We start from the raw sequence: 25872 nt of genomic DNA, 5'->3' as shown, positions 1-25872 counted from the left end.
GCGATGAATAAAGTCACCCATTACTTCAAGAGCCTGCTGCTGCTCGAGCTGCTCGGCGGCCTGTGGCTGACCCTGAAGTACACGTTCCGTCCGAAGTACACCGTGCTGTACCCGATGGAGAAGTTCCCGCAGTCGGTGCGCTTCCGCGGCCTGCACGCGCTGCGCCGCTATCCCAACGGCGAGGAACGCTGCATCGCCTGCAAGCTGTGCGAGGCGGTGTGCCCGGCGCTGGCGATCACCATCGATTCGGCCAAGCGCGAGGACGGCACCCGCCGCACCACCCGCTACGACATCGACCTGTTCAAGTGCATCTACTGCGGTTTCTGCGAGGAGAGCTGCCCGGTCGACTCGATCGTGGAGACCCACGTGCTCGAGTACCACTTCGAGAACCGCGGCGAGAACATCGTCACCAAGCCGCAGCTGCTGGCGATCGGCGACCGGCTCGAAGCCGAGATCGCCGAGCGCCGCGCCGCCGACGCCGCCTTCCGCTGAGGTCCTGAAATGGATTGGGTAAATATCGCTTTCTGGATCTTCGCCACCATCGCCGCGGTCTCCGCCGGCGCGGTGATCAGCGTGCGCAACTCGGTGTACGCGGTGCTGTGCCTGATCCTGACCTTCTTCTCCATCGCCTGCGTGTGGCTGCTGGTGGGCGCCGAGTTCCTCGGCGTGACCCTGGTGCTGGTCTACGTCGGCGCGGTGATGGTGCTGTTCCTGTTCGTGGTGATGATGCTCGACATCGATACGGCGCGGCTGCGCCAGGGCTGGGTGCGCTACCTGCCGGTCGGGCTGGTGGTGGCGGTGGCGATGCTGGTGCAGATGGTCACCCTGATCGGGGTCAAGGCGCGCACGGCCACGCCGTTCCCGGCCGACAACGCCGCCGCGCAGGCCGCCGACACCTCCAACATCGCGTGGCTGGCCAAGACCCTGTTCACCCAGTTCCTGCTGCCGTTCGAGTTCGCCGCGATCATCCTGACCGTGGCGGTGGTGGCGGCGGTGATGCTGACCCTGCGCAAGCGCACCGGCATCAAGACCCAGAACCCCGGCGACCAGGCGCGGGTCAAGGCCGGCGACCGCCTGCGCATCGTCAAGATGGACGCCGAGAAACCTACGTTGCACACCACCCCGGCCGCGGCACCGCAGGAGGGCCAGCCATGATCACCCTGGGCCACCTGCTGGCGCTCGGCGCGGTGCTGTTCTGCATCAGCCTGGCCGGCATCTTCCTCAACCGCAAGAACGTCATCGTGCTGCTGATGTCGATCGAGCTGATGCTGCTGTCGGTCAACATCAACTTCGTGGCGTTCTCGCGCGAACTCGGCGACGCCGCCGGTCAGCTGTTCGTGTTCTTCATCCTGACCGTGGCCGCGGCCGAGGCCGCCATCGGCCTCGCGATCCTGGTGACGCTGTTCCGTACCCGCCACACGATCAACGTGGCCGAAGTCGATTCGCTGAAGGGCTGACCCGTAGATGGAAATCACTCTCTCCAAGAGTCTGCTGATCGCCGTGGTGCTCGCGCCGCTGCTCGGCAGCGTCATCGCCGGCCTGTTCGGCCGCCAGGTCGGCCGCAAGGGCGCCCAGCTGGTCACCATTCTCGGCGTGGCGGTCAGCTGCGCGCTGTCGTGCTGGACCCTGTACCAGCTGGTCGGGCAGGGCGCGGCGCCGTTCAACCAGAACGTCTACACCTTCTTCGAGGTCGGCCATTACTCGGCCCACGTCGGTTTCATGGTCGACCGGCTGACCGCGATGATGATGGTGGTGGTGACCTTCGTGTCGCTGCTGGTGCACGTCTACACCATCGGCTACATGGCCGACGATCCGGGCTACCAGCGTTTCTTCAGCTACATCTCGCTGTTCACCTTCTCGATGCTGAGCCTGGTGATGAGCAACAACTTCCTGCAGCTGTTCTTCGGCTGGGAAGCGGTGGGCCTGGTGTCGTACCTGCTGATCGGCTTCTGGTTCAAGCGCCCGAGCGCGGTGTTCGCCAACATGAAGGCGTTCCTGGTCAACCGCGTCGGCGATTTCGGCTTCATCCTCGGCATCGCCGGCGTGCTGCTGTGGTTCGGCACGCTGGACTATTCCACCGTGTTCGCCAACGCCACCGCCGTGCTCGGCAGCGAGGCGGCCGGCGGCCTGGCCCAGGTGCAGCTGTTCCAGGGCCATCCGTGGAACGTGTCGACGATCATCTGCATCTGCCTGTTCATCGGCGCGATGGGCAAGTCGGCGCAGGTGCCGCTGCACGTGTGGCTGCCCGACTCGATGGAAGGCCCGACCCCGATCTCGGCGCTGATCCATGCCGCGACCATGGTCACCGCCGGCATCTTCATGGTGGCGCGCATGTCGCCGCTGTTCGAGCTGTCGCAGACCGCGCTGGACTTCGTGCTGCTCGTCGGCGCCACCACCGCGTTCTTCACCGGCCTGATCGGCATCGTGCAGAACGACATCAAGCGCGTGGTCGCCTATTCGACGCTGTCGCAGCTGGGCTACATGACCGTGGCGCTGGGCGTGTCGGCGTACTCGGCGGCGGTGTTCCACCTGATGACCCATGCTTTCTTCAAGGCGCTGCTATTCCTGGCCGCCGGCTCGGTGATCATCGGCATGCACCACGAGCAGGACATGCGCAAGATGGGCGGCCTGCGCAAGTACATGCCGGTCACCTACTGGACCAGCGTGATCGGCACCCTGGCGCTGGTCGGCACGCCGTTCTTCGCCGGCTTCTACTCCAAGGACACGATCATCGAGGCGGCGCAGCACCACGCGCATGGCGCCCCGTTCTGGAGCATCGCCAGCTACGGCTACTGGGCGGTGCTCGGCGGCGTGCTGGTCACCAGCTTCTACAGCTTCCGCCTGCTGTTTTTGACCTTCCACGGCAAGGAGCGCTTCCGCGACGCGCATGCGCACGAGGTGCACGCGCACAACGACAGCGCGCACACCGACGCCGAGGCGCAGCAGGCGCATGCGCACGACGCGCATGCCCATGACGACCACGCGCACGACGACCACGGCCACGGCCACCACGGCGCGCACGAGCCGCACGAGTCGCCGTGGGTGGTGACGGTGCCGCTGGTGCTGCTGGCGATCCCGTCGATCGCGATCGGCTTCTTCACCATCGGCCCGATGCTGTTCGGCACCGACTGGGCCGGGCACCACGCCGCGGCGGCGATCAAGGGCCAGGCGCTGGGCTTCTTCAGCGGCATCGTCGACTTCTACAACCCGGCGCGCGACACCGTCGGCGCGCTGGCCGAGGAGTTCCACGGCCCGGTCGCGTTCGCGCTGCACGGCCTGACCCAGCCGCCGTTCTTCCTGACCCTGGCCGGCTTCGCCCTGGCCTGGATCCTGTACCTGTGGAAGCCGGAACTGGCGGCGAAGGCGCGCAAGACGTTCTCGCTGCCGGTGTGGATCCTCGAGAACAAGTACGGTTTGGACAAGCTCTGGATCAACGGCTTCGCCGGCGCCGGTCTGGGCCTGGGCAAGGTGTCGCGCGCGGTGGATACGCATGTCGTGGACGGCGTCATGGTCAACGGCACCGCGCGCGTGATCGACCTGGCGGCCAACCTGCTGCGTCGCACGCAATCCGGTTTCCTCTATCACTACGCCTTCGCGATGATCATCGGTCTCATTGCCCTGTTGGGCGTGCTGATGCATTTCTGGCGTTGACCTGTACGGAATAAGAACACGTGTCGAACTGGCCCCTGCTTACTCTCCTGATCTGGCTGCCGATCCTCGGCGGCGCGCTGATCCTCGCGCTGCGCGACGCCAAGGCGGCGCGCTGGGCGTCGCTGCTGGTCGCGTTGCTGACCTTCGCGCTGAGCATCCCGCTGCTCACCGGCTTCGACTACGCCAGCGACGCGCTGCAGTTCGTCGAGACCCATGCGTGGATCCCGGCCTACGACATCGGCTACAACCTCGGCGCCGACGGCATCGCGGTGGCGCTGATCGTGCTGACCACGCTGGTCACGGTGCTGGCGCTGATCGGCGCCTGGACCTCGATCGAGAAGCGCGTCAACCAGTACGTGGCCGCGTTCCTGATCCTGGAAGGCGTCACCGTCGGCATCTTCGCCGCCACCGACGCGATGCTGTTCTACGTGTTCTTCGAGGCGATGCTGATCCCGATGTTCCTGATCATCGGCATCTGGGGCGGCCCGCGCCGCATCTACGCCGCGGTCAAGTTCTTCCTGTACACCTTCCTCGGCTCGGTGCTGATGCTGGTCGGGTTGATCTACCTGTACCTGAAAGGCGGCAGCTTCCAGCTCGCCGACCTGTACCAGCTGTCGCTGAGCTCCAAGGAGCAGACCTGGCTGTTCTTCGCGTTCCTGATCGCGTTCGCGGTCAAGGTGCCGATGTTCCCGGTGCACACCTGGCTGCCGGACGCGCACGTGGAGGCGCCGACCGCCGGTTCGGTGATCCTGGCCGCGATCGCGCTGAAGATCGGCGGCTACGGCTTCCTGCGCTTCAACCTGCCGATCCTGCCCGATGCCAGCAACGAATGGGCCTGGCTGGTGATCGCGCTGTCGCTGATCGCGGTGATCTACGTCGGCCTGGTCGCGCTGGTGCAGGACGACATGAAGAAGCTGATCGCCTATTCGTCGATCGCGCACATGGGCTTCGTCACCCTCGGCACCTTCGTCGCCTTCGCCCTGGTCGGCTTCGGCAGCACCGACGCGGCGCGCCTGGGTCTGCAGGGCGCGATGGTGCAGATGATCTCGCACGGCTTCGTGTCCGGCGCGATGTTCTCCTGCGTCGGCGTGCTCTACGACCGCATGCACACCCGCCGCATCGCCGACTACGGCGGCGTGGCCAACGTGATGCCGTGGTTCGCCGCGTTCGCGATGCTGTTCTTCATGGCCAACGCCGGCCTGCCGGGTACCAGCGGTTTCGTCGGCGAGTTCATGGTGATCATGGCCAGCTTCCAGGCGCACCCGCTGCTCGCCTTCGCCGCGGCGACCACCCTGGTGATCACCGCCGCCTATACCCTGTGGCTGTACCGGCGCGTGTTCTTCGGCGAAGTGGCCAATGCGCACGTGGCCGAGCTGAAGGACATCAACGGCCGCGAGGCGCTGGTGCTGGGCGTGTTCGCGCTGGGCGTGCTGGCCCTGGGCCTGTATCCGAAGCCGCTGACCGACCTGATGGAACCCTCGATCGCAAAGCTGGCGGCGCAGATCGCCACCAGCAAGCTGTAATCGGGCCGTCGAGCGAAATGATTCCAGAGATTTGATGATGACCACCCCTGCGCTGCTGCCCCTGACCGCCGTCGACCTGCCGCCCCTGCTCCCCGAGCTGGTGCTGACCGCCGGCGCCTTCGCCCTGCTGATGCTCGATCTGTTCGTCAGCGAGCGCAACAAGGCCTGGACCCACATCGTCTCGGTGGCGATCCTGGTCGCGGTGTTCGCGATGCTGCTGGCCGGGGTGGGCGGGCAGGGCGAGGTGTTCAACGGCATGTTCGTGCGCGACGCCGCCGCCGACGTGATGAAGACGGTGATCGTCGGCCTCAGCGCGCTGACCCTGATCTACGGCTGGAGCTACCTGCGCGAGCGCAAGCTGTACCAGGGCGAGATCCCGGTGCTGGTGCTGTTCGCCACGGTCGGCATGATGATCCTGGTCTCGGCCGGCAGCCTGCTGATGGTCTACCTGGGCCTGGAGCTGCTGGCGCTGTGCTCCTACGCGCTGGTCGCGTCGAACCGCGACAACGGCATGGCCACCGAGGCGGCGATGAAGTACATCGTGCTCGGCTCGCTGGCCTCGGGCCTGCTGCTGTACGGCATGTCGCTGATCTACGGCGCCACCGGCACGCTGAGCCTGACCGGCATCCACGAGGCGATCGGCACCAGCCAGGAGCGCACCCTGCTGCTGACCGGCACCGTCTTCATGATCGCCGGCGTGGCGTTCAAGCTCGGCGCGGCGCCGTTCCACATGTGGCTGCCCGACGTGTACCAGGGCGCGCCGGCGCCGATCGCGCTGTTCATCAGCTCCGCGTCCAAGCTGGCCGCGTTCGGCATGGCCTACCGGCTGCTGGAAGTGGGCGTGGGCCCGCTGGCCGAGCAGTGGCACTGGGTGGTCGGCGGGCTGGCCGCGCTGTCGCTGGTGGTCGGCAACCTGATGGCGCTGGCGCAGAGCAACCTCAAGCGCATGCTGGCGTATTCGACCGTCTCGCACATCGGCTTCCTGCTGCTCGGCGTGGCCGGCGGCGGCGAGCGCGGCTATGCGGCGGCGCTGTTCTACGCGATCTGCTACGCGGTGATGTCCACCGCCTCGTTCGGCGCGATCATCGCGATGTCGCGCCGGGGCTTCGAGGCCGAGCACATCGACGACTTCAAGGGCCTGAACGCGCGCAACCCGTGGATGGCGCTGCTGGTGCTGTGCATCATGGCCTCGCTGGCCGGCGTGCCGCCGTTCCTGGGCTTCTGGGCCAAGCTGGCGGTGCTCGGCGCAGTGGTCGCGGTGCCGACCGACAACCTGTGGTGGACCGGCCTGGCAATCCTGTCGGTGCTGTGCGCGGTGATCGGCGCGTTCTACTACCTGCGCGTGATCAAGGTGATGTATTTCGACGAGCCGGTCGGCGAGCCGCTGCCGGCCAACGACGACCGCGTGCTCGGCGTGGTGCTGGGCGTCAATTCGATCGGCCTGCTGGCGCTGGGCCTGGCCTGGAGCCCGCTGATGGCGTGGTGCCAGCGCGCCTTCGCACACCTGGCCTGATTCCGCGCGAAAGCGCTGGTTTCAAGCCGTTCGCGACAACGCCGCCGTCCTGGCGGCGTTGTCGTTTCTGCATCGAGCGATGCTATCGGTATTCCGCTATCGGTCGCTTGCGGTTATCATGTCGCCCGAAGACCGGCGGCATCGCCACCGGGTCGGATGGAAAATCAGGGCTTGCAATCATCGCGCTGGTTCTTCATAATTCCGCTTCTGCTGCGGGGTGGAGCAGTCTGGCAGCTCGTCGGGCTCATAACCCGAAGGTCGCAGGTTCAAATCCTGCCCCCGCTACCATATTTGTCTACAGCGGCAACCAGTGCATCGGTTGCCTGCAGTAGGGAAATCTGGGCTTCGCGAAGACGCATGTTCCCGTCTTTGCAACCGGAATCCAGCGTTACCGGAGTCGTACCGGATAAGGGGCCCAACGGGCCCTTTGTCGTTTCCGGGGTCCGGGAAAACCGCCAGGGCCGATTCTCCATTCATTCTGATGCAAGGCAGGCTGTGAGCGACAAGGCAAACGAAATCGCGAATCTGCTGGGCCCGACCGTGGACGCGTTGGGCCTGGAACTGCTGGGGGCGGAATACCTGCCGGCCCCGGGCGGCGCCACGTTGCGCCTGTACATCGACGTGCCGCTGGCCGAACAGCCCGAGCGCATCGTCAACATCGACGATTGCGAGCGGGTCAGCCGCGAGGTGTCGGCGCAGCTGGACGTGGAAGACCCGATCAGCGGCAACTACACGCTGGAGGTATCCTCGCCCGGCGTGGACCGCCCGCTGTTCAGCGCCGAGCAGTTCGCGCGCCACCAGGGCGAGTCGGCCAAGGTGGTGCTGAAGCTGCCGCAGCAGGGCCGTCGCCGCCTGCAGGGGCGCATCGCCCAGGTCGACGTGGACGCCGGCCGCATCGTGTTCGAGGTCGACGGCGCCGAGCTGGCGGTGGACTTCGACAACATCGACAAGGCGCGGATCCTGCCCGACTGGGCGGCGCTGGGCCTGGCCCCGACCAAGCCGGGCAAGGCTCCCAAGAAGCCGGACGGCAAGACCGCAAAACCCAATAAGAAACCATCCAACGAACCGGCGGCCGACAAGGCTGCGCGCGGAGTGAAAGAATGAGCAAGGAACTGTTGCTGGTAGTCGACGCGGTGGCCAACGAAAAGGGCGTGCCGCGCGAAGTGATCTTCGACGCGATCGAGGCCGCCCTGGCCTCGGCGGCGAAGAAGCGCTACCCCGATCAGGACGTGCTGACGCGCGTCACCATCGACCACAAGGACGGCAACTACGAAACCTACCGCCGCTGGGAAGTGGTGGCCGACGACGTGGTGATGGAGTCGCCGGACCGGCAGATCCGCCTGATGGACGCGGTCGACGAAGCCGAGGGCGTGGACGTCGGCGACTACATCGAAGAGCAGATCGAGAACCCGGATTTCGGGCGCATCGCCGCGCAGGCCGCCAAGCAGGTGATCGTGCAGCGCGTGCGCGAGGCCGAGCGCCAGCAGGTGGTGGACGCGTGGAAGGACCGGGTCGGCGAGCTGATCACCGGCGTGGTCAAGCGCGCCGAGCGCGGCAACATCTACGTCGACCTGGGCGGCAACGCCGAGGCCTTCATCCCCAAGGACAAGGGCATCCCGCGCGACGTGCTGCGCGCCGGCGACCGCGTGCGCGGCTACCTGGCCGAGGTGCGTTCGGAGCCGCGCGGCCCGCAACTGTTCATCAGCCGCGCCGCGCCGGAATTCATGATCGAGCTGTTCAAGCTGGAAGTGCCGGAAGTGGGTCAGGGCCTGGTCGAGATCAAGGCCTGCGCGCGCGATCCGGGCGACCGCGCCAAGATCGCGGTGCTGGCGCACGACACCCGCACCGACCCGATCGGCGCCTGCATCGGCATGCGCGGTTCGCGCGTGCAGGCGGTGTCCAACGAGCTCAACGGCGAGCGCGTGGACATCGTGCTGTGGAACGACAACCCGGCCAACTTCGTCATCAACGCGATGGCGCCGGCCGAGGTGCAGTCGATCATCGTCGACGAAGAGAAGCACTCGATGGACCTGGCCGTGGCCGAGGACCGCCTGGCCCAGGCGATCGGCAAGGGCGGCCAGAACGTGCGACTGGCCAGCCGCCTGACCGGCTGGCAGCTCAACGTGATGACCGCCGAGCAGGTCGCGGCCAAGTCCGAGGCCGAGCAGGCCGTCGCCCGCCAGCTGTTCATGGACAAGCTGGAAGTGGACGAGGAAATCGCCGCGATCCTGGTCGCCGAGGGCTTCAACTCGGTCGAGGAAATCGCCTACGTGCCGGTCGGCGAGCTGCTGGCGGTGGAAGGCTTCGACGAGGACATCGTCGAGGAGCTGCGGGCCCGCGCGCGCGATGCGCTGCTCAACGAGGCGCTGGCCGCCGAGGAAAGCGACGACAGCGGCGTGCCGGCGGCTGACCTGCTGGCGCTGGACGGCATGGACGAAGCCACCGCCTACGCGCTGGCCAGCCATGGCGTGCGCACCAGCGAGGACCTGTCGGATCTGGCAGCCGACGAAATCCTCGAGTTCGGCATCGAGGACCTGGACCAAGAGCGCGCCGCTGCGCTCATCCTGGCCGCCCGTGCCGAGGAGATCGCCCGGTTGGAGCGCGGCGAATGAGTCAGCGATGAATGCCGCCCTGAACCGATCAGGGCTTAGAATCCGCGCTACCTTCGCACGCGGCGAGGGGGCGCCAACCAGATCATAGGATCCGAATGTCGCAGCAAACCACCATCCGCAAGCTGGCCGAACTGGTGAACACGCCGGTCGATAAACTGCTGGTTCAACTGGCCGAGGCCGGAATGAAGTTCAGCGGTCCCGACCAGGTCGTGACCAGTACCGAAAAGATGAAGCTGCTCGGCTTCCTGCGCCGTACCCACGGCAAGACCGACAAGCCGGTCGAGGAAGAAGCCCAGGCCGCGCCGAAGAAGATCACCCTGAACCGGCGCAAGCTGCAGGAAGTGACGGTCAGCGCCGGTCGCAGCAAGACCACGGTCAACGTCGAGGTCCGGCAGAAGCGCACCTACGTGAAGTCGGCCGAGGATCTGGCCGCCGAGCGCGCGGGCACGTCGTCGGGCGGACGGGTGGATGACGAGCGCGCCGAGATCCTGCGCAAGCTGGAGGAATCCAAGCAGCGCAATCTGGCCGAACAGCAGAAGCTCGCCGAGCAGGACCGCGCGCGCGCCGAGGAGATCGAGCGCAAGCGCAAGGCCGAGCAGGACGCGCGCGACCGCGTGGAAGCCGAACGCAAGGCCGCGCAGGCCGCGGTGGAAGCCGAGTCGGCGCCGCCGGCCGCGTCCGCGCCTGCGTCCGCCGCCGCTCCGAACGCCGGCACCGGCGCCGCCGCCGCGCCGCGCGCGCCGCGCCCGGCCGCCGCGCCGCATCATCCGGCCAAGCCGGCCGCGCCGCGCAGCGACGACCGCAACGCCGGCAACAAGCACAAGACCCGCGGCTCGCACGTGATGGTCGCCGGCGTCGAGGACGACGACAGCACCAGCCGCTTCGCCGGCCAGCTGCACCTGTCCGCGGCCGATCGCGCGCGCCGTTCCAACGTGCGCGGCAAGCCGCGCGGCGGCAACAGCGGCGGCCGCCGCCAGGCCGAGCCGGCGCGCAGCGGCGGCGGCGCGCACGGTTTCGAGCGCCCGACCGCGCCGGTGGTGCGCGAAGTGGCGATCGGCGACACGATCACCGTGGCCGACCTGGCGCAGAAGCTCGCGCTGAAGGGCGGCGACGTGGTCAAGGCGCTGTTCAAGATGGGCGTGATGGCCACCATCACCCAGTCCATCGACCACGACACCGCGGCGCTGATCACCGAGGAACTGGGCCACAAGCCGGTCCGCGCGGGCAGCGCCGACGCCGAGGACGCGCTGCTGGCGCACACCGAGGACGGGCAGGGCGAGAAGCTGCCGCGGCCGCCGGTGGTCACCATCATGGGCCACGTCGACCACGGCAAGACCTCGCTGCTGGACTACATCCGCCGCACCAAGGTCGCCTCCGGCGAAGCCGGCGGCATCACCCAGCACATCGGCGCGTACCACGTCGAAACCGACCGTGGCGTCATCAGCTTCCTGGATACCCCGGGCCACGCGGCCTTCACCTCGATGCGCGCGCGCGGCGCCAAGCTGACCGACATCGTGGTGCTGGTGGTGGCGGCCGACGACGGCGTGATGCCGCAGACGATCGAGGCGGTCAAGCACGCCAAGGCGGCCGGCGTGCCGCTGATCGTGGCGGTCAACAAGATCGACAAGTCCGGCGCCGACCCGCTGCGGGTCAAGAACGAACTGCTGTCGCAGGACGTGGTCGCCGAGGAATTCGGCGGCGACACCCAGTTCGTCGAAGTCTCGGCCAAGACCGGCGCGGGCATCGACTCGCTGCTGGACGCGATCTCGCTGCAGGCCGAAGTGCTGGAACTCAAGGCCGTGTTCGACGGCCGCGCCAGCGGCGTGGTGATCGAATCCTCGCTGGACAAGGGCCGCGGCCCGGTGGCGACGGTGCTGGTGCAGCAGGGCAGCCTGAAGAAGGGCGACTACCTGGTGTGCGGCGTGCAGTACGGCCGCGTGCGCGCGCTGTTCGACGAGACCGGCGGCCAGCCGGCCGAGGCCGGTCCGTCGATCCCGGTGCAGGTGCTGGGCCTGTCCGGCGTGCCGGATGCCGGCGACGACTTCGTCGTGGTCGACGACGAGCGCCTGGCCAAGGACGTGGCGCAGCAGCGCGAGACCAAGCGCCGCGAGTCGCGCCTGGTGTCCTCGGCGGGCAGCCGCATGGAAGACATCATGTCGCAGCTCGGCAAGGGCGAAGGCCAGCTGTCGCTGAACCTGGTGATCAAGGCCGACGTGCAGGGTTCGGTGGAAGCGCTGAAGCAGTCGCTGGTGGCGCTGTCCAACGAGCAGATCCGCATCAACGTGATCCACTCCGGCGTCGGCGGCATCACCGAGTCCGATGCGAATTCGGCGCTGGCCTCCAAGGCCACGGTGATCGGTTTCAACGTGCGTGCCGACGCCTCGGCGCGGCGCATCATCGAAACCAACGGCATCGACCTGCGCTACTTCTCGATCATCTACGACGTGATCGACCAGGTGAAGCAGGTGGCCTCCGGTCTGCTCGGCGTGGAAATCCGCGAAGAGATCATCGGTACCGCCGAAGTGCGCGACGTGTTCCGCAGCTCCAAGTTCGGCGCGGTCGCCGGCTGCATGGTGGTGGAGGGCGTGGTCAAGCGCAACAAGCCGATCCGCGTGCTGCGCGACAACACGGTGGTGTTCGAGGGCGAACTGGAATCGCTGCGTCGCTTCAAGGAGAACGTCGACGAGGTCCGCAACGGTACCGAGTGCGGCATCGGCGTGAAGGCCTACAACGACGTCAAGCCGGGCGACCAGATCGAGTGCTTCGAGCGCATCGAAGTGCAGCGCACGCTGTAAGGAGCCGGGATTTGGGGGGCGGGATTGGGGATTCGTGAATCCCGGTCCCGAGCCTCCATCGGGCCATCGGGCGGTAACGCCGGTGGCCTCAGTTCCGGTATCCGTTCCGACCTCCTTTTCCAATCGCGAATTCCCGTGCCCAAGACTTTCCACCGTACCGATCGTGTTTCCGCGCAGATCCGCCGCGACCTAGGCGCGATCGTGCATTCGGCCGTGCGCGATCACGGCCTGCCGTCGGTCAGCGTGTCCGATGTCGAGATCAGCCGCGACCTGGCCCATGCCAAGGTGTTCGTCACCGCGTTGCAGCCGGAGCGTTCCGGCGAGGCGGTCAAGGGCCTGAAGGAGCTGGCGCCGCAGCTGCGCAGCGAACTGGCGCGGGCGATGAAGCTGCGCCACGTGCCCGAACTGCATTTCCACTACGACGATTCGGTCGACCGCGGCGAGCGCATCGACAACCTGCTGCGCGACATGCCCGAGCTGCAAGCGGCCGAAGACGCAGACGGCGATCACGACGGCGACGACACGGCCCCGCCGAAGGCGTGAGCCGTTCCGCCGGTGCATCCGCATCGGCATGCGTCCGCATCGGCGCAGCGAGTGGCCTGAAGCGCTCGGCAAGCCGCACATGTCCAGTGGAGGCTTGTGCTTCCGCAGCGCCGGCTGTGCGTCCGACCGACCTGCTTTCCCGCATCCGGCCTGCCATCCCATGTGGCCTGCGACGACCGCAGGCCTTACCGTCCGATTCCCGAATCCCGAATCCCGAATCCCGAATCCCCAAGCTCCCAGCCCCATGCCTGTCTTCGGCCCCCGCCTGCCCCGCATCTCCTTCCGCCGCCTCGACGGCATCGTGCTGCTCGACAAGCCGGCCGGCATGAGTTCCAACGCGGCGCTGCAGGCGGCGCGGCGGCTGTTCCGCGCCGAGAAGGGCGGGCATACCGGCAGCCTGGACCCGCTGGCCACCGGCCTGCTGCCGCTGTGTTTCGGCGAGGCGACCAAGCTGGCCGGGCTGCTGCTGGGCTCGGCCAAGGCCTACGAGGCCGAGGTCGTGCTGGGAATCACCACCGACAGCGACGACGCCGACGGCGCGGTGCTGCGCACCCGGCCGGTGCCGCCGATCGATGCGGCGACGCTGCAGGCGGCACTGGCGCCGCTGCGCGGGCGCATCCGCCAGCGCGCGCCGATCTATTCGGCGCTCAAGCAGGGCGGCGAGCCGCTGTACGCGAAGGCGCGCCGCGGCGAGGCGATCGAGGCGCCGGAACGCGAGGTCGAGGTGCATGCCATCGACGTGCTCGCCCACCAGGGCGAGCGCCTGCGCCTGCACGTGGCCTGCGGCTCCGGCACCTATATCCGCAGCCTGGCCCGCGACCTGGGCGAGACGCTGGGCTGCGGCGCGCACATCGCCGGCCTGCGGCGCCTGTGGGTGGAGCCGTTCCGCGAGCCGCGGATGGCCACCCTGGAGCAGCTGCAGCACCTCGCCGCGCACGACCCTGCGGCGCTGGACGCGCTGCTGCTGCCGCTGGCCGCCGGGCTGGCCGATTTCCCGCCGCTGCGCCTGGACCATGCTGCGGCGCAGCGCTTCCGCATGGGCCAGCGCCTGCGCGACGCCGCCTGGGCGCCAGGGGCGGTGGCGGTGTTCGACGCCGACGGCCTGCCGCTGGGGCTGGGCCAGGTCGATGGCAGCGGGCTGCTGGCGCCGCAGCGCATGTTCAACCTGTGATCCGCGGCGGAGTGGGGCGCGTCCAGCAGGCCTGGGCGGACGGCCGCAGATCGTGACGCGGCGTTAACACCTTGTCCGCCAGGGCCGGGACCGGTACAATTCCGCGGCCTTTACGGCATCCCTGCGCTCCGGCGCATCCTTCGCAATCGGCGAGCCAGGCGGTGCGTCATCCGCACGTTCCTGCCGGCCCCGCATCTTAGAGAAACCTCATGTCCATCGACACCCAGAAAGTCATCGAAGAAAACAAGCGCGGCGCCGCCGACACCGGCTCCCCGGAAGTGCAGGTCGCCCTGCTGACCGCGCGCATCGAGCTGCTGACCGGCCACTTCAAGACCCACAAGAAGGACCATCACAGCCGCCGCGGCCTGCTGCAGATGGTCAACCGCCGCCGCAGCCTGCTCGACTACCTGAAGAAGAAGGATGGCGAGCGCTACAAGGCGCTGATCGAGAAGCTCGGCCTGCGTCGCTGAGCCAACGTACCCGACCGCGGCGCAGCGATGCGCCGCGGTTTTGTTTTGGGTAGTACCGCGGCCCGGGGAATGCTCCGCGCCGCCGGCCGGATCCTCCCGGCCACCCGCCAGCGGCATGGGCCGTCAGCGGTCCATTTGCAGACAGCATCATCCAAGGAAACCCCGTGGCAAAAATCACCAAAACCTTCCAGTACGGCAAGCACACCGTCACCCTCGAAACCGGCGAGATCGCCCGCCAGGCCGGCGGCGCCGTCATCGTCAAGATGGACGACACCGTACTGCTGGTCACCGCCGTCGCCGCCAAGAGCGCGCGCGAAGGTCAGGACTTCTTCCCGCTGACGGTCGACTATCAGGAGAAGTTCTACGCCGGCGGCCGCATCCCCGGCGGCTTCTTCAAGCGCGAAGGCCGTGCGACCGAGAAGGAGACGCTGATTTCGCGCCTGATCGACCGTCCGATCCGTCCGCTGTTCCCGGAGGATTACAAGAACGAAGTGCAGATCATCGCCACGGTGATGTCGATGAACCCGGACATCGACGGCGACGTCGCCGCGCTGATCGGCGCCTCGGCCGCGCTGTCGCTGGCCGGCACCCCGTTCAAGGGCCCGATCGGCGCCGCCAAGGTCGGCTACAAGAACGGCGAGTACATCCTCAACCCGACCGTGTCGGAGCTGAAGGACTCGCAGCTGGAGCTGGTCGTGGCCGGTACCGCCAACGCGGTGCTGATGGTCGAGTCCGAAGCGGCGCTGCTGTCTGAGGAAGTGATGCTCGGCGCGGTCACCTTCGGCCATCGCGAGATGCAGAAGGTCATCAACATCATCAACGAGCTGACCGTCGAAGCCGGCACCAAGCCGTCGGACTGGGTCGCCCCGGCGAAGAACGAAGGCATGATCGCGGCGCTGAAGGAAGCGGTCGGCGATCAGCTGGCCTCCGCCTTCCAGGTGCGCGACAAGCTGCAGCGCCGCGATGCGATCTCGGCGATCAAGAAGGACGTGCTGGCGCAGCTGGCGCCGCGCGCCACGGTCGAAGGCTGGGTCGCCGCCGACCTGGCCAAGGAATTCGGCGAGCTGGAATACCAGACCATGCGCGGTTCGGTGCTGAGCACCAAGGTGCGCATCGACGGCCGTGCGCTGGACACCGTGCGTCCGATCAGCGTCAAGGCCGGCGTGCTGCCGCGCACCCACGGCTCGGCGCTGTTCACCCGCGGCGAGACCCAGGCGATCGTGGTCACCACGCTGGGCACCGCCCGCGACGGCCAGGTGATCGATGCGGTCAGCGGCGAGTACAAGGAAAACTTCCTGTTCCATTACAACTTCCCCCCCTACTCGGTGGGCGAGTGCGGCCGCTTCGGCGCGCCGAAGCGTCGCGAGATCGGCCACGGCCGCCTCGCCAAGCGCGGCGTGCTGGCGGTGATGCCGAGCATGGAAGAGTTCCCGTACACGATCCGCGTGGTCTCGGAAATCACCGAGTCCAACGGTTCCTCGTCGATGGCCTCGGTGTGCGGCAGCTCGCTGGCGCTGATGGACGCCGGCGTGCCGGTGAAGGCGCCGGTCGCGGGCATCGCGATGGGCCTGGTCAAGGAAGGCGACGACTTCGTGGTGCTGTCGGACATCCTGGGCGACGAAGATCACCTGGGCGACATGGACTTCAAGGTCGCCGGTACCGCCGAAGGCGTGTCCGCGCTGCAGATGGACATCAAGATCGAAGGCATCACCGAGGAGATCATGAAGCAGGCCCTGGCGCAGGCCAAGGCCGGCCGCCTGCACATCCTCGGCGAGATGGCCAGCGCGCTGACCACCCCGCGTTCGGAGCTGAGCGACTACGCGCCGCGCCTGCTGACGATCAAGATCCACCCGGACAAGATCCGCGAAGTGATCGGCAAGGGTGGTTCCACCATCCAGGCGATCACCAAGGAGACCGGCACCCAGATCGACATCCAGGACGACGGCACCATCGTCATCGCCTCGGTCAACGCGATCGCCGCGCAGGCCGCCAAGGCGCGTATCGAGCAGATCACCTCGGACGTGGAACCGGGCCGCATCTACGAAGGCAAGGTCGCCAAGATCATGGACTTCGGCGCGTTCGTCACCATCCTGCCGGGCAAGGACGGCCTGGTGCACGTGTCGCAGATCTCCAGCGACCGCGTGGAGAAGGTCAGCGACGTGCTGAAGGAAGGCGATCTGGTCAAGGTCAAGGTGCTGGAAGTCGACAAGCAGGGCCGCATCCGCCTGTCGATGAAGGCCGTCGAGGAAGGCGAGGGCGTGACGGCCGAGTAAGCCGGCCGCGTCAGCGCTGCACCAAGGAAAAAGCGGGCTTCGGCCCGCTTTTTTTTGCGCGGGAGGGGGCGGGCCCGTGGGATGCCTGGATGCGGCGGCAGGCCACGATCCCCTGTAGGAGCGGCTTCAGCCGCGACCGAAGCGTTCCCGGTGAATGCACGGTCGCGGCTGAAGCCGCTCCTACAATGTCGATCCAGATGCCTTGATGAGGTTTGCCGCGCGCTCTCGGGTTTATGGGCGGCGCGGGCGAGAGTGCGCATCTCGGCTTGGCGATCCAGCTACCAAGAGGCGAGGAGCGGTGTGGGAGCGACTTCAGTCGCGACGGGCATTGGCGGTACAGCCCGTCGCGACTGAAGTCGCTCCCACAACATCGTGCCAGCCGCAACGCCCCGGCCACGATGCCCGGCCGGAACGCCCTGGCAAGGCTGGCAGCGGACTCAGGCCGGCCCGTCGTCGATGGCCGGATACCGCGCCAGGTGCGCCGACAGCGGGCCCGGATGCGCCAGCTGGTAGCCCTGGCCGTGGCGCGCGCCCAGCGCCTGCAGCGTAGCCAGTTCGCTCTCGGTCTCGATGCCTTCGACGATCACGCTGGCGTCGGTCTCGGCGGCGAAGGACAGGATCGCCAGCGCCAGCCGCTGCCGCCGCGGCTCGGCGTCGATGCCACGGGTCAGGGTCAGGTCCAGCTTGATGATGTCCGGCGACAGGTGCAGCAGGTGGCGCAGGCTGGCGAAGCCAGTGCCGGCGTCGTCCAGGGCGATGCGCAGGCCCTGCCGTTGCAGCGCGCCGATGTGCGCGGACAGGCGCGGGTAGTCCGGCGCCTGCAGCTGCTCGGTGATCTCCAGCACCACCCGCGACAGGTCGTGGCCATGCAGCAGCGCCTCCAACTGCGGATGCAGCAGGGTCTGCGCGGAGACGTTGATCGCCAGGTACAGCGGCGCCGGCAGCTGCGCCAGCAGGTCCAGCGCCTTGCGCGCGGCGGCCAGTTCCAGCTCCAGCGCCAGCCCGACCCTGCTCGCGTCCTCGAACCAGCGCAGCGGCGGCAGCGTGGGATTGGACGGGAACCGCGACAGCGCCTCGACCCCGACGATGCGCTGCGAGGACAGCGCCAGCACCGGCTGGGTCACGATCTGCAGGCGCTCGTTGGCGATCGCCTCGCGGATCCGCGTGGCGATCGCCGCCTTCTCGCGGAACGCGTGTTTCTCCGCGTTCTGGCGGCGCGCGATGTCGGTCTGCAGCGCGGCGCGATCCATCGCCAGCGCCAGCGTCGCGCCGACCAGCGTGGCCAGCATCTCCAGGGTGCGCACGTCCTGCGGGGTGTAGCTGCAGCGGTACGGCGACATCACCTTGAGCACGCCGATGCCGCGCTCGCCGTAGCGCAGCGGCACCACCAGCATCGAGCGCAGGCCGACCTTGCGGCAGGCGGCCAGGTTGACCCGCGGGTCCTCTTCCGAATCGTCGCACTGCAGCACCTGGCCGCTGCGCATGCACAGCCCGGACAGGCTGCCGTCGCTGGGCAGGCGTAGGCCCAGGTGCTGTTCGGCGACGCCGCTGGCCGACCAGTACAGCATGTCGTTGCCGTCGCGCATCTCCACCACCGCGCCGGTGGAGCGGGTCAGCTCCTGCGCGCGGCGGGTGACCACGTCGACCACCTGCAGCGGGTCGCTGCCGGCCGCGGCGATCTCGCCCTGGGCGAGGATGATCCGCGACAGCAGCAGCGCGTCCTCACTCATCGCCGAGGCGACGGGAGCATGCCCGGCAGCGGCATCGCCAGGGCGCTCGATCCGGTCCGAAACGTCGGGTGGCTTGATCATGTCCGGATCATGCGCCCAGGCGTCGGCGCAGAGCAATCGGGAACGCCCGGGCGCGCTCCACCGGGCACCGAATCGCGGCCCGCGTCACGCTGCGCCGCCGCGCCGCGTGGCGCGCGTCAGCCGCCCGCGCCGTTCCTGCGCGGCTTGCCGTACAGGCTGCGCAGCTCGTCCTTGGCCTGCTCCAGCACTTCGCGGCGCTGCGCCGGCAGCTGCTTGCCTGCGCGGTTGATGTAGAAGGTCAGCATCGACATCGCCGAGCGGTAGGGACCGGTGCGGCGGCGCGCGCTCTGGTCGGCGGAGTGCTTGAGCGAACGGGCGATGGACACCGGATCGTCGCGTTCGAACACGCTGGGCGTGAGCTCCAGCGCATCGCTGCCGTCGTTGACGCGCTGGACCCAGTGGGCGGTGGAAACGTTCGGGCTGCTGTGTGCCATTGACGATGCTCCTTGGCGGGTGACGAGTGGAACGGAGGCGTTGCTGCAGGATTTCCGCGGCGCCCGCTGCAGGCGGTGCGAGGAAACGGCGATCTGCGCCGATGCATGCGCTGTGCGCATGCCGGCCGGTGACGTGGGCGAACGCGGCGCCGCGTTCGGGGATGCAAGGCCAGCGGAGCGCATGCATTGGCCGCGCAACGCTGGCGCGAGCGCGCAGGCATGCGGGGCGAATGTCCGCCGACGCCGACGCTGCTGTTCGACCATGCTGCCATGCCGCATGCAGGACTCCCCGAGCGAGTACCAGGTCCGTTGCGCCGATCCTGGGGGCGCAAACGTGACGACATCGACAACATAACCGCGCATCCCGGGGCATGTGGTAGACAGTGCGGTTTTCGATGAACGATTAACCGGAAAAGCCCTGGAAAACAGCCGCGCCGCGCGTCCGCGCTTGAACCGGACTGGTAACGTCACCACCTCCTGTTGCGTACGCCGTTGCCGCGGTTGTCGCGTGAGACAATCGAACGGTTCCGCTTCCGCCGCCCTTGCATCCGCCGGCAAGGGCGCGCGCCGCAGGAGACCGCATGTCCTTCGTGCAAGCACGCTTCCATCCCGCCGTCGCTCGCTGGTTCGAGCGCCGTTTCCCCGCGCCGACGCCGGCGCAGGCGGCCGCTTGGCCGGCGATCCAGGCCGGGCGGCATACGCTGGTGGCGGCGCCGACCGGCTCCGGCAAGACCCTGACCGCGTTCCTGGCCGCGCTCGACGCGCTGCTGCGCGAAGGCCTGCGCGACGGCGCGCTCGCCGACCGCACCCAGGTGCTGTACGTATCGCCGCTGAAAGCGCTGTCCAACGACATCCAGCTCAATCTCGAAGCGCCCCTGGCCGGCATCCGCGCCGAACTGGCCGCGCTCGGCTTGCCCGACGTGGAGATCCGCACCGCGGTGCGCACCGGCGACACGCCGCAGCGCGAGCGCGCGCAGGCGCGGCGGCGGCCGCCGCACGTGCTGGTGACCACGCCCGAATCGCTGTACGTGCTGCTCGGCTCGGTCTCCGGCCGCGACACGCTGCGCCACGTGCGCACGGTGATCGTCGACGAGATCCACGCGCTGGCGGCGAACAAGCGCGGCAGCCACCTGGCGCTGTCGCTGCAGCGCCTGCAACAGCTGTGCGCGGTGCCGCCGCTGCGCATTGGCCTGTCGGCGACGCAGAAGCCGATCGACGCGGTCGCGCGCTTCCTGGTCGGCAGCGCGGCGGTGCACGACGGCCAGCCCGATTGCGAGATCGTCGACATCGGCTACGCGCGCGCCCGCGACCTGGCGCTGGAGGTGCCGCCGACGCCGCTGAGCGTGACCATGTCCGCCGACCAGTGGCAGCAGGTGTACACGCGCCTGGCCGAACTGGTGCGCGCGCACCGCACCACGCTGGTGTTCGTCAACACCCGGCGCATGGCCGAACGCGCGGCGCGGCACCTTGGCGAACTGCTCGGCAACGACGCGGTGGCGGCGCATCACGGCAGCCTGGCGCGCGAGGCGCGGCTGCTCGCCGAGCAGCGGCTCAAGGCCGGCCAGCTGCAGGTGCTGGTCGCCACCGCGTCGCTGGAGCTGGGCCTGGACATCGGCGACGTGGACCTGGTGTGCCAGCTCGGCTCGCCGCGTTCGATCGCCAGTTTCCTGCAGCGCGCCGGGCGCTCCGGCCACGCCGTCGGCGGCACGCCGAAGGCGCGGCTGTTCCCGCAGTCGCGCGACGACCTGGTCGAATGCGCGGCGCTGCTGGACTGCGTGCGCCGCGGCGAACTGGATGCGCTGCACATGCTCGACGCGCCGCTGGACGTGCTGGCGCAACAGCTGGTCGCCGAGGTGGCGTGCCAGGAATGGGACGAGGACGCGCTGTACGCGCTGGTCCGCGGCGCCTGGCCGTACGCGACGCTGCCGCGCGAGCGCTTCGACGCGGTGCTGCGGATGCTGAGCGACGGCTTCAGCACCCGGCTCGGCCCGCGTGCCGGCTACCTGCACCGCGACGCGGTGCATCGCCGCGTGCGCGAGCGGCGCGGCGCGCGCATGGCGGCGCTGACCTCCGGCGGCACCATCCCCGAGACCGGCGACTACAGCGTGCTGCTGGAGCCGCAGGCCGAGACCATCGGCACGGTCAACGAGGACTTCGCGGTGGAGAGCCTCAGCGGCGACGTGTTCCAGCTCGGCAACGCCAGCTACCGCATCCTGCGCGTGGAGCCGGGCCGGGTGCGGGTGGAAGACGCGCGCGGCGCGCCGCCGAACATCCCGTTCTGGCTCGGCGAGGCGCCCGGGCGCAGCGACGAGCTGTCGGCCGGCGTGTCGCGGCTGCGCGCGCAGCTGGAGCAGTGCCTGGAGCAGGGCGGCGCGGCGCAGGCGCTGGCCTGGCTGGGCGGGGACCTGGCGCTGGACGCCGCCGCCGCGCAGCAGTTGGTCGACTACCTGGGCCGCGCCCGCACCGCGCTGGGCGCGCTGCCCACGCAGCAGTGCATCGTGCTGGAGCGCTTCTTCGACGACAGCGGCGGCACCCAGCTGGTGATCCACAGCGTGCACGGCAGCCGCATCAATCGCGCCTGGGGCCTGGCCCTGCGCAAGCGCTTCTGCCGCACCTTCAATTTCGAACTGCAGGCGGCGGCCACCGAGGACGCGATCGTGCTGTCGCTGTCGACCCGGCACAGCTTCGCGCTGGAGGAGGTCGCGCGCTATCTGCACAGCGCATCGGCGCTGGACGTGCTGGTGCAGGCGCTGCTGGAGGCGCCGCTGTTCGGCGTGCGCTGGCGCTGGAACGCCACCAATGCGCTGGCATTGCCGCGCTTCACCGGCGGGCGCAAGGTCGCCCCGCAGCTGCAGCGGATGAAGTCCGAGGACCTGCTGGCCACGGTGTTCCCGGACCAGGTGGCCTGCGCCGAGAACCTGGTCGGCGAGCGCGAGATTCCCGAACACCCGCTGGTCGCGCAGACGCTGCACGACTGCCTGCACGAGGCGATGGACAGCGACGGCTGGCTGCGGCTGCAGCGCGGCATCGAGGACGGCAGCGTGCGCGTGCTGGCGCGCGACCTGGCCGCGCCGTCGCCGCTGGCGGCCGAGGCGCTGGACGCGCGGCCGTACGCGTTCCTCGACGACGCGCCGCTGGAGGAGCGCCGCACCCAGGCCGTGCACAGCCGCCGCTACCAGGACCCGGACAGCGCCGACGACCTGGGCCGGCTCGACCCGGAGGCGATCGCCGCGGTGCGCGAGGAGGCCTGGCCGCAGCCGCGCAGCCGCGACGAGATGCACGAGGCGCTGGTCGCGCTCGGCGCGCTGGACGCCGCCGAAGCCGCCGCGCACGAGGCCTGGCCGGCGTGGCTGGCGGAACTGGCCGCCGATGCGCGCGCCACCCGGCTGCAGGGCGTAGGAGACGACGGCGCCGCGCTGTGGGTCGCGGCCGAGTCGCTGGCGCTGGTCGCGCCGCTGTATCCGCAGGCCGAGGCGCAGCCGCGCATCGCCGTGCCGGAGGGCTATGCGATCGACGACTGGCAGCGCGACGGCGCGCTGCGCGAGCTGCTGCGCCTGCGCCTGGCCGCGCTGGGGCCGGTGAGCGCGGCGACACTGGCGGCGCCGCTGCGGCTGCCGCTGCGCGAGGTGCAGGCCGGCCTGCTGGCGCTGCAGCGCGACGGCTACGTCCTGCCCGGCCGCTTCAGCGCCGACGCCGCTGCCGACGAATGGTGCGAGCGCCACCTGCTGGCGCGCATCCATCGCTACACGCTGGGCCGCTTGCGCCGCGAGATCGAACCGGTGGCGCCGCGCGACTACGCGCGCTTCCTGTTCCGCTGGCAGCATCTGGACGGCGAAGGCCGGGTCGCCGGCGCGGAGGCGCTGGCCAGCGTGCTGGCGCAGCTGGAAGGCTTCGAGGCGCCGGCGGCATTGTGGGAAAGCGAGCTGTTGCCGGCGCGGGTGCGCGATTACGCCCCGGCGTGGCTGGACGAACTGTGCAGCGCCGGGCGCACGCTGTGGACGCGGCTGCGCCCGGCCGCGGCCAGCGTGGGCGGCGCCGGCTCGCTGCGCAGCACGCCGATCCTGTTGCTGCCGCGGCGCAGCGCCGCGCAGTGGTCGCGGTTGCTGCCGGCCGCGGCCGCGCCGGCCGCGCTCGGCTCGCGCGCGCAGAAGGTCGCCGACTACCTGGACGCGCACGGCGCCTCGTTCTTCGACGAGATCGCCGACGCCACGCGGCTGCTGTCCACCGAACTGGAAGAGGCGCTGGCGGACCTGGTGGCCGCCGGCCGCATCCATTGCGACAGCTACGCCGGGTTGCGCGCGTTGCTGGTGCCGGCCTCCAAGCGGCCGTCCGCGGTGTCGCGGCGGCGGCGCCGGGTGCCGTTGTACGGCATCCAGGACGCGGGACGCTGGGCGCTGCTGCGCACCGCCACCGACGGCGCCGCCGCGACCGCGCGCGGCGAGGCCATCGAGCACCTGGCGCGGACCCTGCTGCGCCGCTACGGCGTGGTCTGCTGGCGCCTGATGGAGCGCGAGGCGGCGTGGCTGCCGCCGTGGCGCGAGCTGCTGCGCGTCTACCACCGGCTGGAGGCGCGCGGCGAGATCCGCGGCGGGCGTTTCATCAGCGGGCTGTCCGGCGAGCAGTTCGCGCTGCCCGAGGCGATCGGCCTGCTGCGCCAGGTGCGCCGGCAGCCGCACGACGGCGCCTGGTTGTGCGTGGCCGCCGCCGATCCGGCGAACCTGCTCGGCGGCGTGCTGCCGGGCAACCGGGTGCCGCGCGTGCCCGGCGCGCGGGTGCTGTACCGCGACGGCGTGCCGATGGCGACCTGGGTCGCCGAGCGTTTCGAACCGTTGCAGGAACTGAGCGCCGCCGACAGCGCGATGGCGCGGCAGCGGCTGACCGAACCGGCAGCATCAAGCACACGCGACGCCATCGCTGCGATGCTCGCCAGCCTGAGCTGACCGCGCCACGGCAGGAGCGGCTGGCTGCTGTCGCCGCCCGGAGACGCCGCGGTGCTTGAACGTCGGTTCCTTCACGTATTGTCTACAATTTGTTGTGGTGCAAATCACCGTTTTTTCCGCGACGTCGGGGCGGAAATTTCCCGTTGAGGACAAGTGCGGCATGCGGCGCGGGTGCGCGCCGCGCCCGTCGCCTATGCGATGACGTCCGCCCAGAAAGGCTCCGTCCGTGTTCAGCGCACGTCCGCAGCACTTGCCTGTGTGCTCAATTCCGCAGTTGCGATGGCGATTAAAGGCGACTTGGGGAGCGCCGATAGCTTTCACGCAACGAGCGACAGCGCTACGACAGGACATCGCTGCGTTACGCACATCGATGATCGTTCCCGGCCCAGGTGGGTGTAGCGGGAAGGACATCCGGGCGCGCCGTGTCGGGCGCGATCGTTACCAAACAATCGGGGAAAGACACCATGTTGGGCAATATGAAGATCGGTATCAGGCTTACCTGCGCGTTCCTGATCGTGGCCGCCATCGGCGCCTGCATCGGCGCCATCGGCATCCGCAATTCCGGACGCATCAACCACTACGCCACGCTGTTGTACGAGCGCGAGCTGCTCGGCGTGTCCAATATCAAGGAAGCCAACATCAACCTGATCTACGCAGGCCGCGCGCGCTCCAACCTGCAGTTGGCCACCACGCAGGAAGAACGCGCCAAGCACCTCGCCAGCATCGACAAGTACACCGCGAGCATGGTCGATTACATGACCAAGGCGCGCGCCTCGATGGACGGCCCCGAGGCCAAGGCCACCCTGGCGCGCTTCGACGAAGCGTGGAAGGTGTACCTGGCGCGCCGCGGCGCGTTCCTGGAGAAAGCGACGCAGCAGCCGCTGCAGGACGCCAATCCGGAACTCATCGCGTTGTCCACCGCCGCGCGCAGCGCCTCCGACGACGTCGACGCGCTGATGACCGAGCTGGCCAAGATGAAGGAAGCCAACGCGGCGGCCGCGAGTACCGAGACCAATGCGATCTATACCAGCGGCGCCAAGGTGCTGACGGCCATCATCGTGGTCGGCGTGCTGCTCGGCGTGTGCCTGGGCTTCTTCATCAGCCGCAGCGTGACCAAGCCGATCGGCAAGGCGGTGGATGCCGCCAATGCGCTGGCCGACGGCGACCTGAGCGTCGTGATCGAAACCACGTCCAAGGACGAGGCGGGGCAGTTGCTGCTGGCGATGCGACGCATGGTCGAGAAGCTGCAGCAGGTGGTCGGCGAGGTCAATGCCAGCGCGCAGACCCTGGCCGGCGCCTCGGAGGAGGTCAGCGCCACCGCGCAGTCGCTGAGCCAGGCCTCGACCGAGCAGGCCGCGGGCGTGGAGGAAACCAGCGCATCGCTGGAGCAGATGACCGCCTCGATCGGGCAGAACACCGAGAACGCGCGTATCACCGACGGCATGGCCGCGCAGGCCGCCAAGGAAACCGTGGAAGGCGGCGAAGCGGTGGTCGCCACCGTGGCGGCGATGAAGCAGATCGCGCAGAAGATCGGCATCATCGATGACATCGCCTACCAGACCAACCTGCTGGCGCTGAACGCGGCCATCGAGGCGGCGCGCGCCGGCGAGCACGGCAAGGGTTTCGCCGTGGTCGCCGCGGAAGTGCGCAAGCTGGCCGAACGCAGCCAGGTCGCCGCGCAGGAGATCGGCGAAGTCGCCGGCTCCAGCGTCGAGCTGGCGGAGAAGGCCGGACGCCTGCTGGAGACCATCGTGCCCAGCATCAAGAAGACCTCCGACCTGGTGCAGGAAATCGCCGCGGCGTCGCAGGAGCAGTCCTCCGGCGTGGCGCAGATCAATTCGGCGGTGGTGCAGCTGAGCCAGACCACGCAGCAGAACGCCACCGCGTCCGAGGAACTGGCCGCGACCGCCGAGGAAATGAGCACGCAGGCCGAGAACCTGCAGCAGTCGATGGCGTTCTTCCGCCTGGGTCATGGCCATGGCGAGGCGCCGCGCCTGCCGCGCGCCGCGGACAAGCCCGGCGTCCGGGCGGTCGTCGGTCGCGTCGAGCCCAAGCGCGTGCGCCCGCGTGCGCCGCAGCCGGCCTATGCGATGGCGGCCGGTCCGGACGAATCGCAGTTCGCCAGCTTCTGAGGAG

The 25872-nt window shown here is 69.0% G+C and carries 17 protein-coding genes and 1 tRNA gene; 16 read left to right on the top strand and 2 right to left on the bottom strand.

The window, feature by feature from the left end; translation table 11 throughout:
- Positions 1-3 precede the first annotated feature (3 nt).
- From nuoI to pnp, 14 genes are all read left to right on the top strand, one after another.
- Positions 4-492: an NADH-quinone oxidoreductase subunit NuoI gene (gene nuoI, locus OCJ37_RS12940; protein ID WP_003467418.1), complete on the top strand. Its 489-nt coding sequence runs from the start codon at positions 4-6 to the stop codon at positions 490-492.
- Between the two features lie 9 nt (positions 493-501).
- Positions 502-1155, top strand: coding sequence for an NADH-quinone oxidoreductase subunit J (locus tag OCJ37_RS12935; RefSeq protein ID WP_263109899.1), 654 nt, complete (start codon positions 502-504; stop codon positions 1153-1155).
- On the top strand, positions 1152-1457 hold the full coding sequence (gene nuoK, locus OCJ37_RS12930; RefSeq protein ID WP_128420382.1) for an NADH-quinone oxidoreductase subunit NuoK: 306 nt from the start codon (positions 1152-1154) through the stop codon (positions 1455-1457). Before OCJ37_RS12935 ends, nuoK begins: the two co-directional genes overlap by 4 nt.
- 7 nt (positions 1458-1464) lie before the next feature.
- Positions 1465-3651, top strand: a complete 2187-nt coding sequence (gene nuoL, locus OCJ37_RS12925) for an NADH-quinone oxidoreductase subunit L (protein ID WP_263109897.1) — start codon at positions 1465-1467, stop codon at positions 3649-3651.
- A gap of 20 nt (positions 3652-3671) precedes the next feature.
- Complete coding sequence (locus OCJ37_RS12920) at positions 3672-5174, top strand: NADH-quinone oxidoreductase subunit M (protein WP_263109895.1); 1503 nt, start codon at positions 3672-3674, stop codon at positions 5172-5174.
- Positions 5175-5211: 37 nt separating this feature from the next.
- Positions 5212-6687 carry an NADH-quinone oxidoreductase subunit NuoN gene (gene nuoN, locus OCJ37_RS12915; RefSeq protein WP_263113683.1) on the top strand — a complete coding sequence of 492 codons (1476 nt, stop codon included), beginning with the start codon at positions 5212-5214 and terminating at the stop codon, positions 6685-6687.
- A gap of 211 nt (positions 6688-6898) precedes the next feature.
- Positions 6899-6975, top strand: a tRNA-Met gene (locus OCJ37_RS12910).
- Positions 6976-7182: 207 nt separating this feature from the next.
- Positions 7183-7791: a ribosome maturation factor RimP gene (rimP, locus tag OCJ37_RS12905; RefSeq protein ID WP_263109894.1), complete on the top strand. Its 609-nt coding sequence runs from the start codon at positions 7183-7185 to the stop codon at positions 7789-7791.
- Complete coding sequence (gene nusA, locus OCJ37_RS12900; protein ID WP_263109892.1) at positions 7788-9299, top strand: transcription termination factor NusA; 1512 nt, start codon at positions 7788-7790, stop codon at positions 9297-9299. The genes rimP and nusA overlap by 4 nt, the downstream gene beginning before the upstream one ends.
- A 95-nt stretch (positions 9300-9394) precedes the next feature.
- The gene (gene infB, locus OCJ37_RS12895; protein ID WP_263109890.1) at positions 9395-12094 is read left to right on the top strand and encodes a translation initiation factor IF-2; all 2700 of its coding nucleotides are present in this window, start codon (positions 9395-9397) and stop codon (positions 12092-12094) included.
- A gap of 135 nt (positions 12095-12229) precedes the next feature.
- Positions 12230-12637 carry a 30S ribosome-binding factor RbfA gene (rbfA, locus tag OCJ37_RS12890; RefSeq protein ID WP_263109888.1) on the top strand — a complete coding sequence of 136 codons (408 nt, stop codon included), beginning with the start codon at positions 12230-12232 and terminating at the stop codon, positions 12635-12637.
- A gap of 244 nt (positions 12638-12881) precedes the next feature.
- The gene (truB, locus tag OCJ37_RS12885) at positions 12882-13808 is read left to right on the top strand and encodes a tRNA pseudouridine(55) synthase TruB (protein WP_263109886.1); all 927 of its coding nucleotides are present in this window, start codon (positions 12882-12884) and stop codon (positions 13806-13808) included.
- Positions 13809-14017: 209 nt separating this feature from the next.
- Positions 14018-14278: a 30S ribosomal protein S15 gene (gene rpsO / locus OCJ37_RS12880; RefSeq protein WP_003467392.1), complete on the top strand. Its 261-nt coding sequence runs from the start codon at positions 14018-14020 to the stop codon at positions 14276-14278.
- Positions 14279-14442: 164 nt separating this feature from the next.
- Positions 14443-16551, top strand: a complete 2109-nt coding sequence (gene pnp / locus OCJ37_RS12875) for a polyribonucleotide nucleotidyltransferase (protein ID WP_263109868.1) — start codon at positions 14443-14445, stop codon at positions 16549-16551.
- A 437-nt stretch (positions 16552-16988) separates the two neighbouring features.
- Here the strand turns inward: pnp and OCJ37_RS12870 are convergent, their stop codons facing one another.
- Both OCJ37_RS12870 and OCJ37_RS12865 read right to left on the bottom strand, forming a co-directional pair.
- A complete protein-coding gene (locus tag OCJ37_RS12870; RefSeq protein ID WP_263109866.1) occupies positions 16989-18362 on the bottom strand; it encodes a sensor domain-containing phosphodiesterase in 1374 nt (457 codons plus the stop codon).
- A gap of 116 nt (positions 18363-18478) precedes the next feature.
- A complete protein-coding gene (locus tag OCJ37_RS12865) occupies positions 18479-18796 on the bottom strand; it encodes a DUF3175 domain-containing protein (protein ID WP_263109865.1) in 318 nt (105 codons plus the stop codon).
- 581 nt (positions 18797-19377) lie between these two features.
- On the opposite strand from OCJ37_RS12865, the gene OCJ37_RS12860 reads away from it, so the two are divergent.
- Both OCJ37_RS12860 and OCJ37_RS12855 read left to right on the top strand, forming a co-directional pair.
- Positions 19378-23736: a DEAD/DEAH box helicase gene (locus OCJ37_RS12860; protein ID WP_263109864.1), complete on the top strand. Its 4359-nt coding sequence runs from the start codon at positions 19378-19380 to the stop codon at positions 23734-23736.
- Positions 23737-24200: 464 nt separating this feature from the next.
- Positions 24201-25868, top strand: a complete 1668-nt coding sequence (locus OCJ37_RS12855) for a methyl-accepting chemotaxis protein (RefSeq protein ID WP_263109863.1) — start codon at positions 24201-24203, stop codon at positions 25866-25868.
- The last annotated feature ends 4 nt before the right edge of the window (positions 25869-25872 follow it).

It is taken from the genome of Xanthomonas sp. AM6 (assembly GCF_025665335.1).
GTDB lineage: Bacteria > Pseudomonadota > Gammaproteobacteria > Xanthomonadales > Xanthomonadaceae > Xanthomonas_A.
This window is presented reverse-complemented; position numbering and strand designations above follow the sequence as displayed.

Coding starts and splice junctions, on each gene's coding strand:
- nuoN (WP_263113683.1), top strand. CDS start 5,212: ATGACCACCCCTGCGCTGCTGCCCCTGACCGCCGTCGACCTGCCGCCC.
- nuoL (WP_263109897.1), top strand. CDS start 1,465: ATGGAAATCACTCTCTCCAAGAGTCTGCTGATCGCCGTGGTGCTCGCG.
- truB (WP_263109886.1), top strand. CDS start 12,882: ATGCCTGTCTTCGGCCCCCGCCTGCCCCGCATCTCCTTCCGCCGCCTC.
- OCJ37_RS12870 (WP_263109866.1), bottom strand. CDS start 18,362: ATGATCAAGCCACCCGACGTTTCGGACCGGATCGAGCGCCCTGGCGAT.
- nuoK (WP_128420382.1), top strand. CDS start 1,152: ATGATCACCCTGGGCCACCTGCTGGCGCTCGGCGCGGTGCTGTTCTGC.
- OCJ37_RS12865 (WP_263109865.1), bottom strand. CDS start 18,796: ATGGCACACAGCAGCCCGAACGTTTCCACCGCCCACTGGGTCCAGCGC.
- OCJ37_RS12855 (WP_263109863.1), top strand. CDS start 24,201: ATGTTGGGCAATATGAAGATCGGTATCAGGCTTACCTGCGCGTTCCTG.
- rpsO (WP_003467392.1), top strand. CDS start 14,018: ATGTCCATCGACACCCAGAAAGTCATCGAAGAAAACAAGCGCGGCGCC.
- infB (WP_263109890.1), top strand. CDS start 9,395: ATGTCGCAGCAAACCACCATCCGCAAGCTGGCCGAACTGGTGAACACG.
- OCJ37_RS12860 (WP_263109864.1), top strand. CDS start 19,378: ATGTCCTTCGTGCAAGCACGCTTCCATCCCGCCGTCGCTCGCTGGTTC.
- nusA (WP_263109892.1), top strand. CDS start 7,788: ATGAGCAAGGAACTGTTGCTGGTAGTCGACGCGGTGGCCAACGAAAAG.
- nuoI (WP_003467418.1), top strand. CDS start 4: ATGAATAAAGTCACCCATTACTTCAAGAGCCTGCTGCTGCTCGAGCTG.
- OCJ37_RS12935 (WP_263109899.1), top strand. CDS start 502: ATGGATTGGGTAAATATCGCTTTCTGGATCTTCGCCACCATCGCCGCG.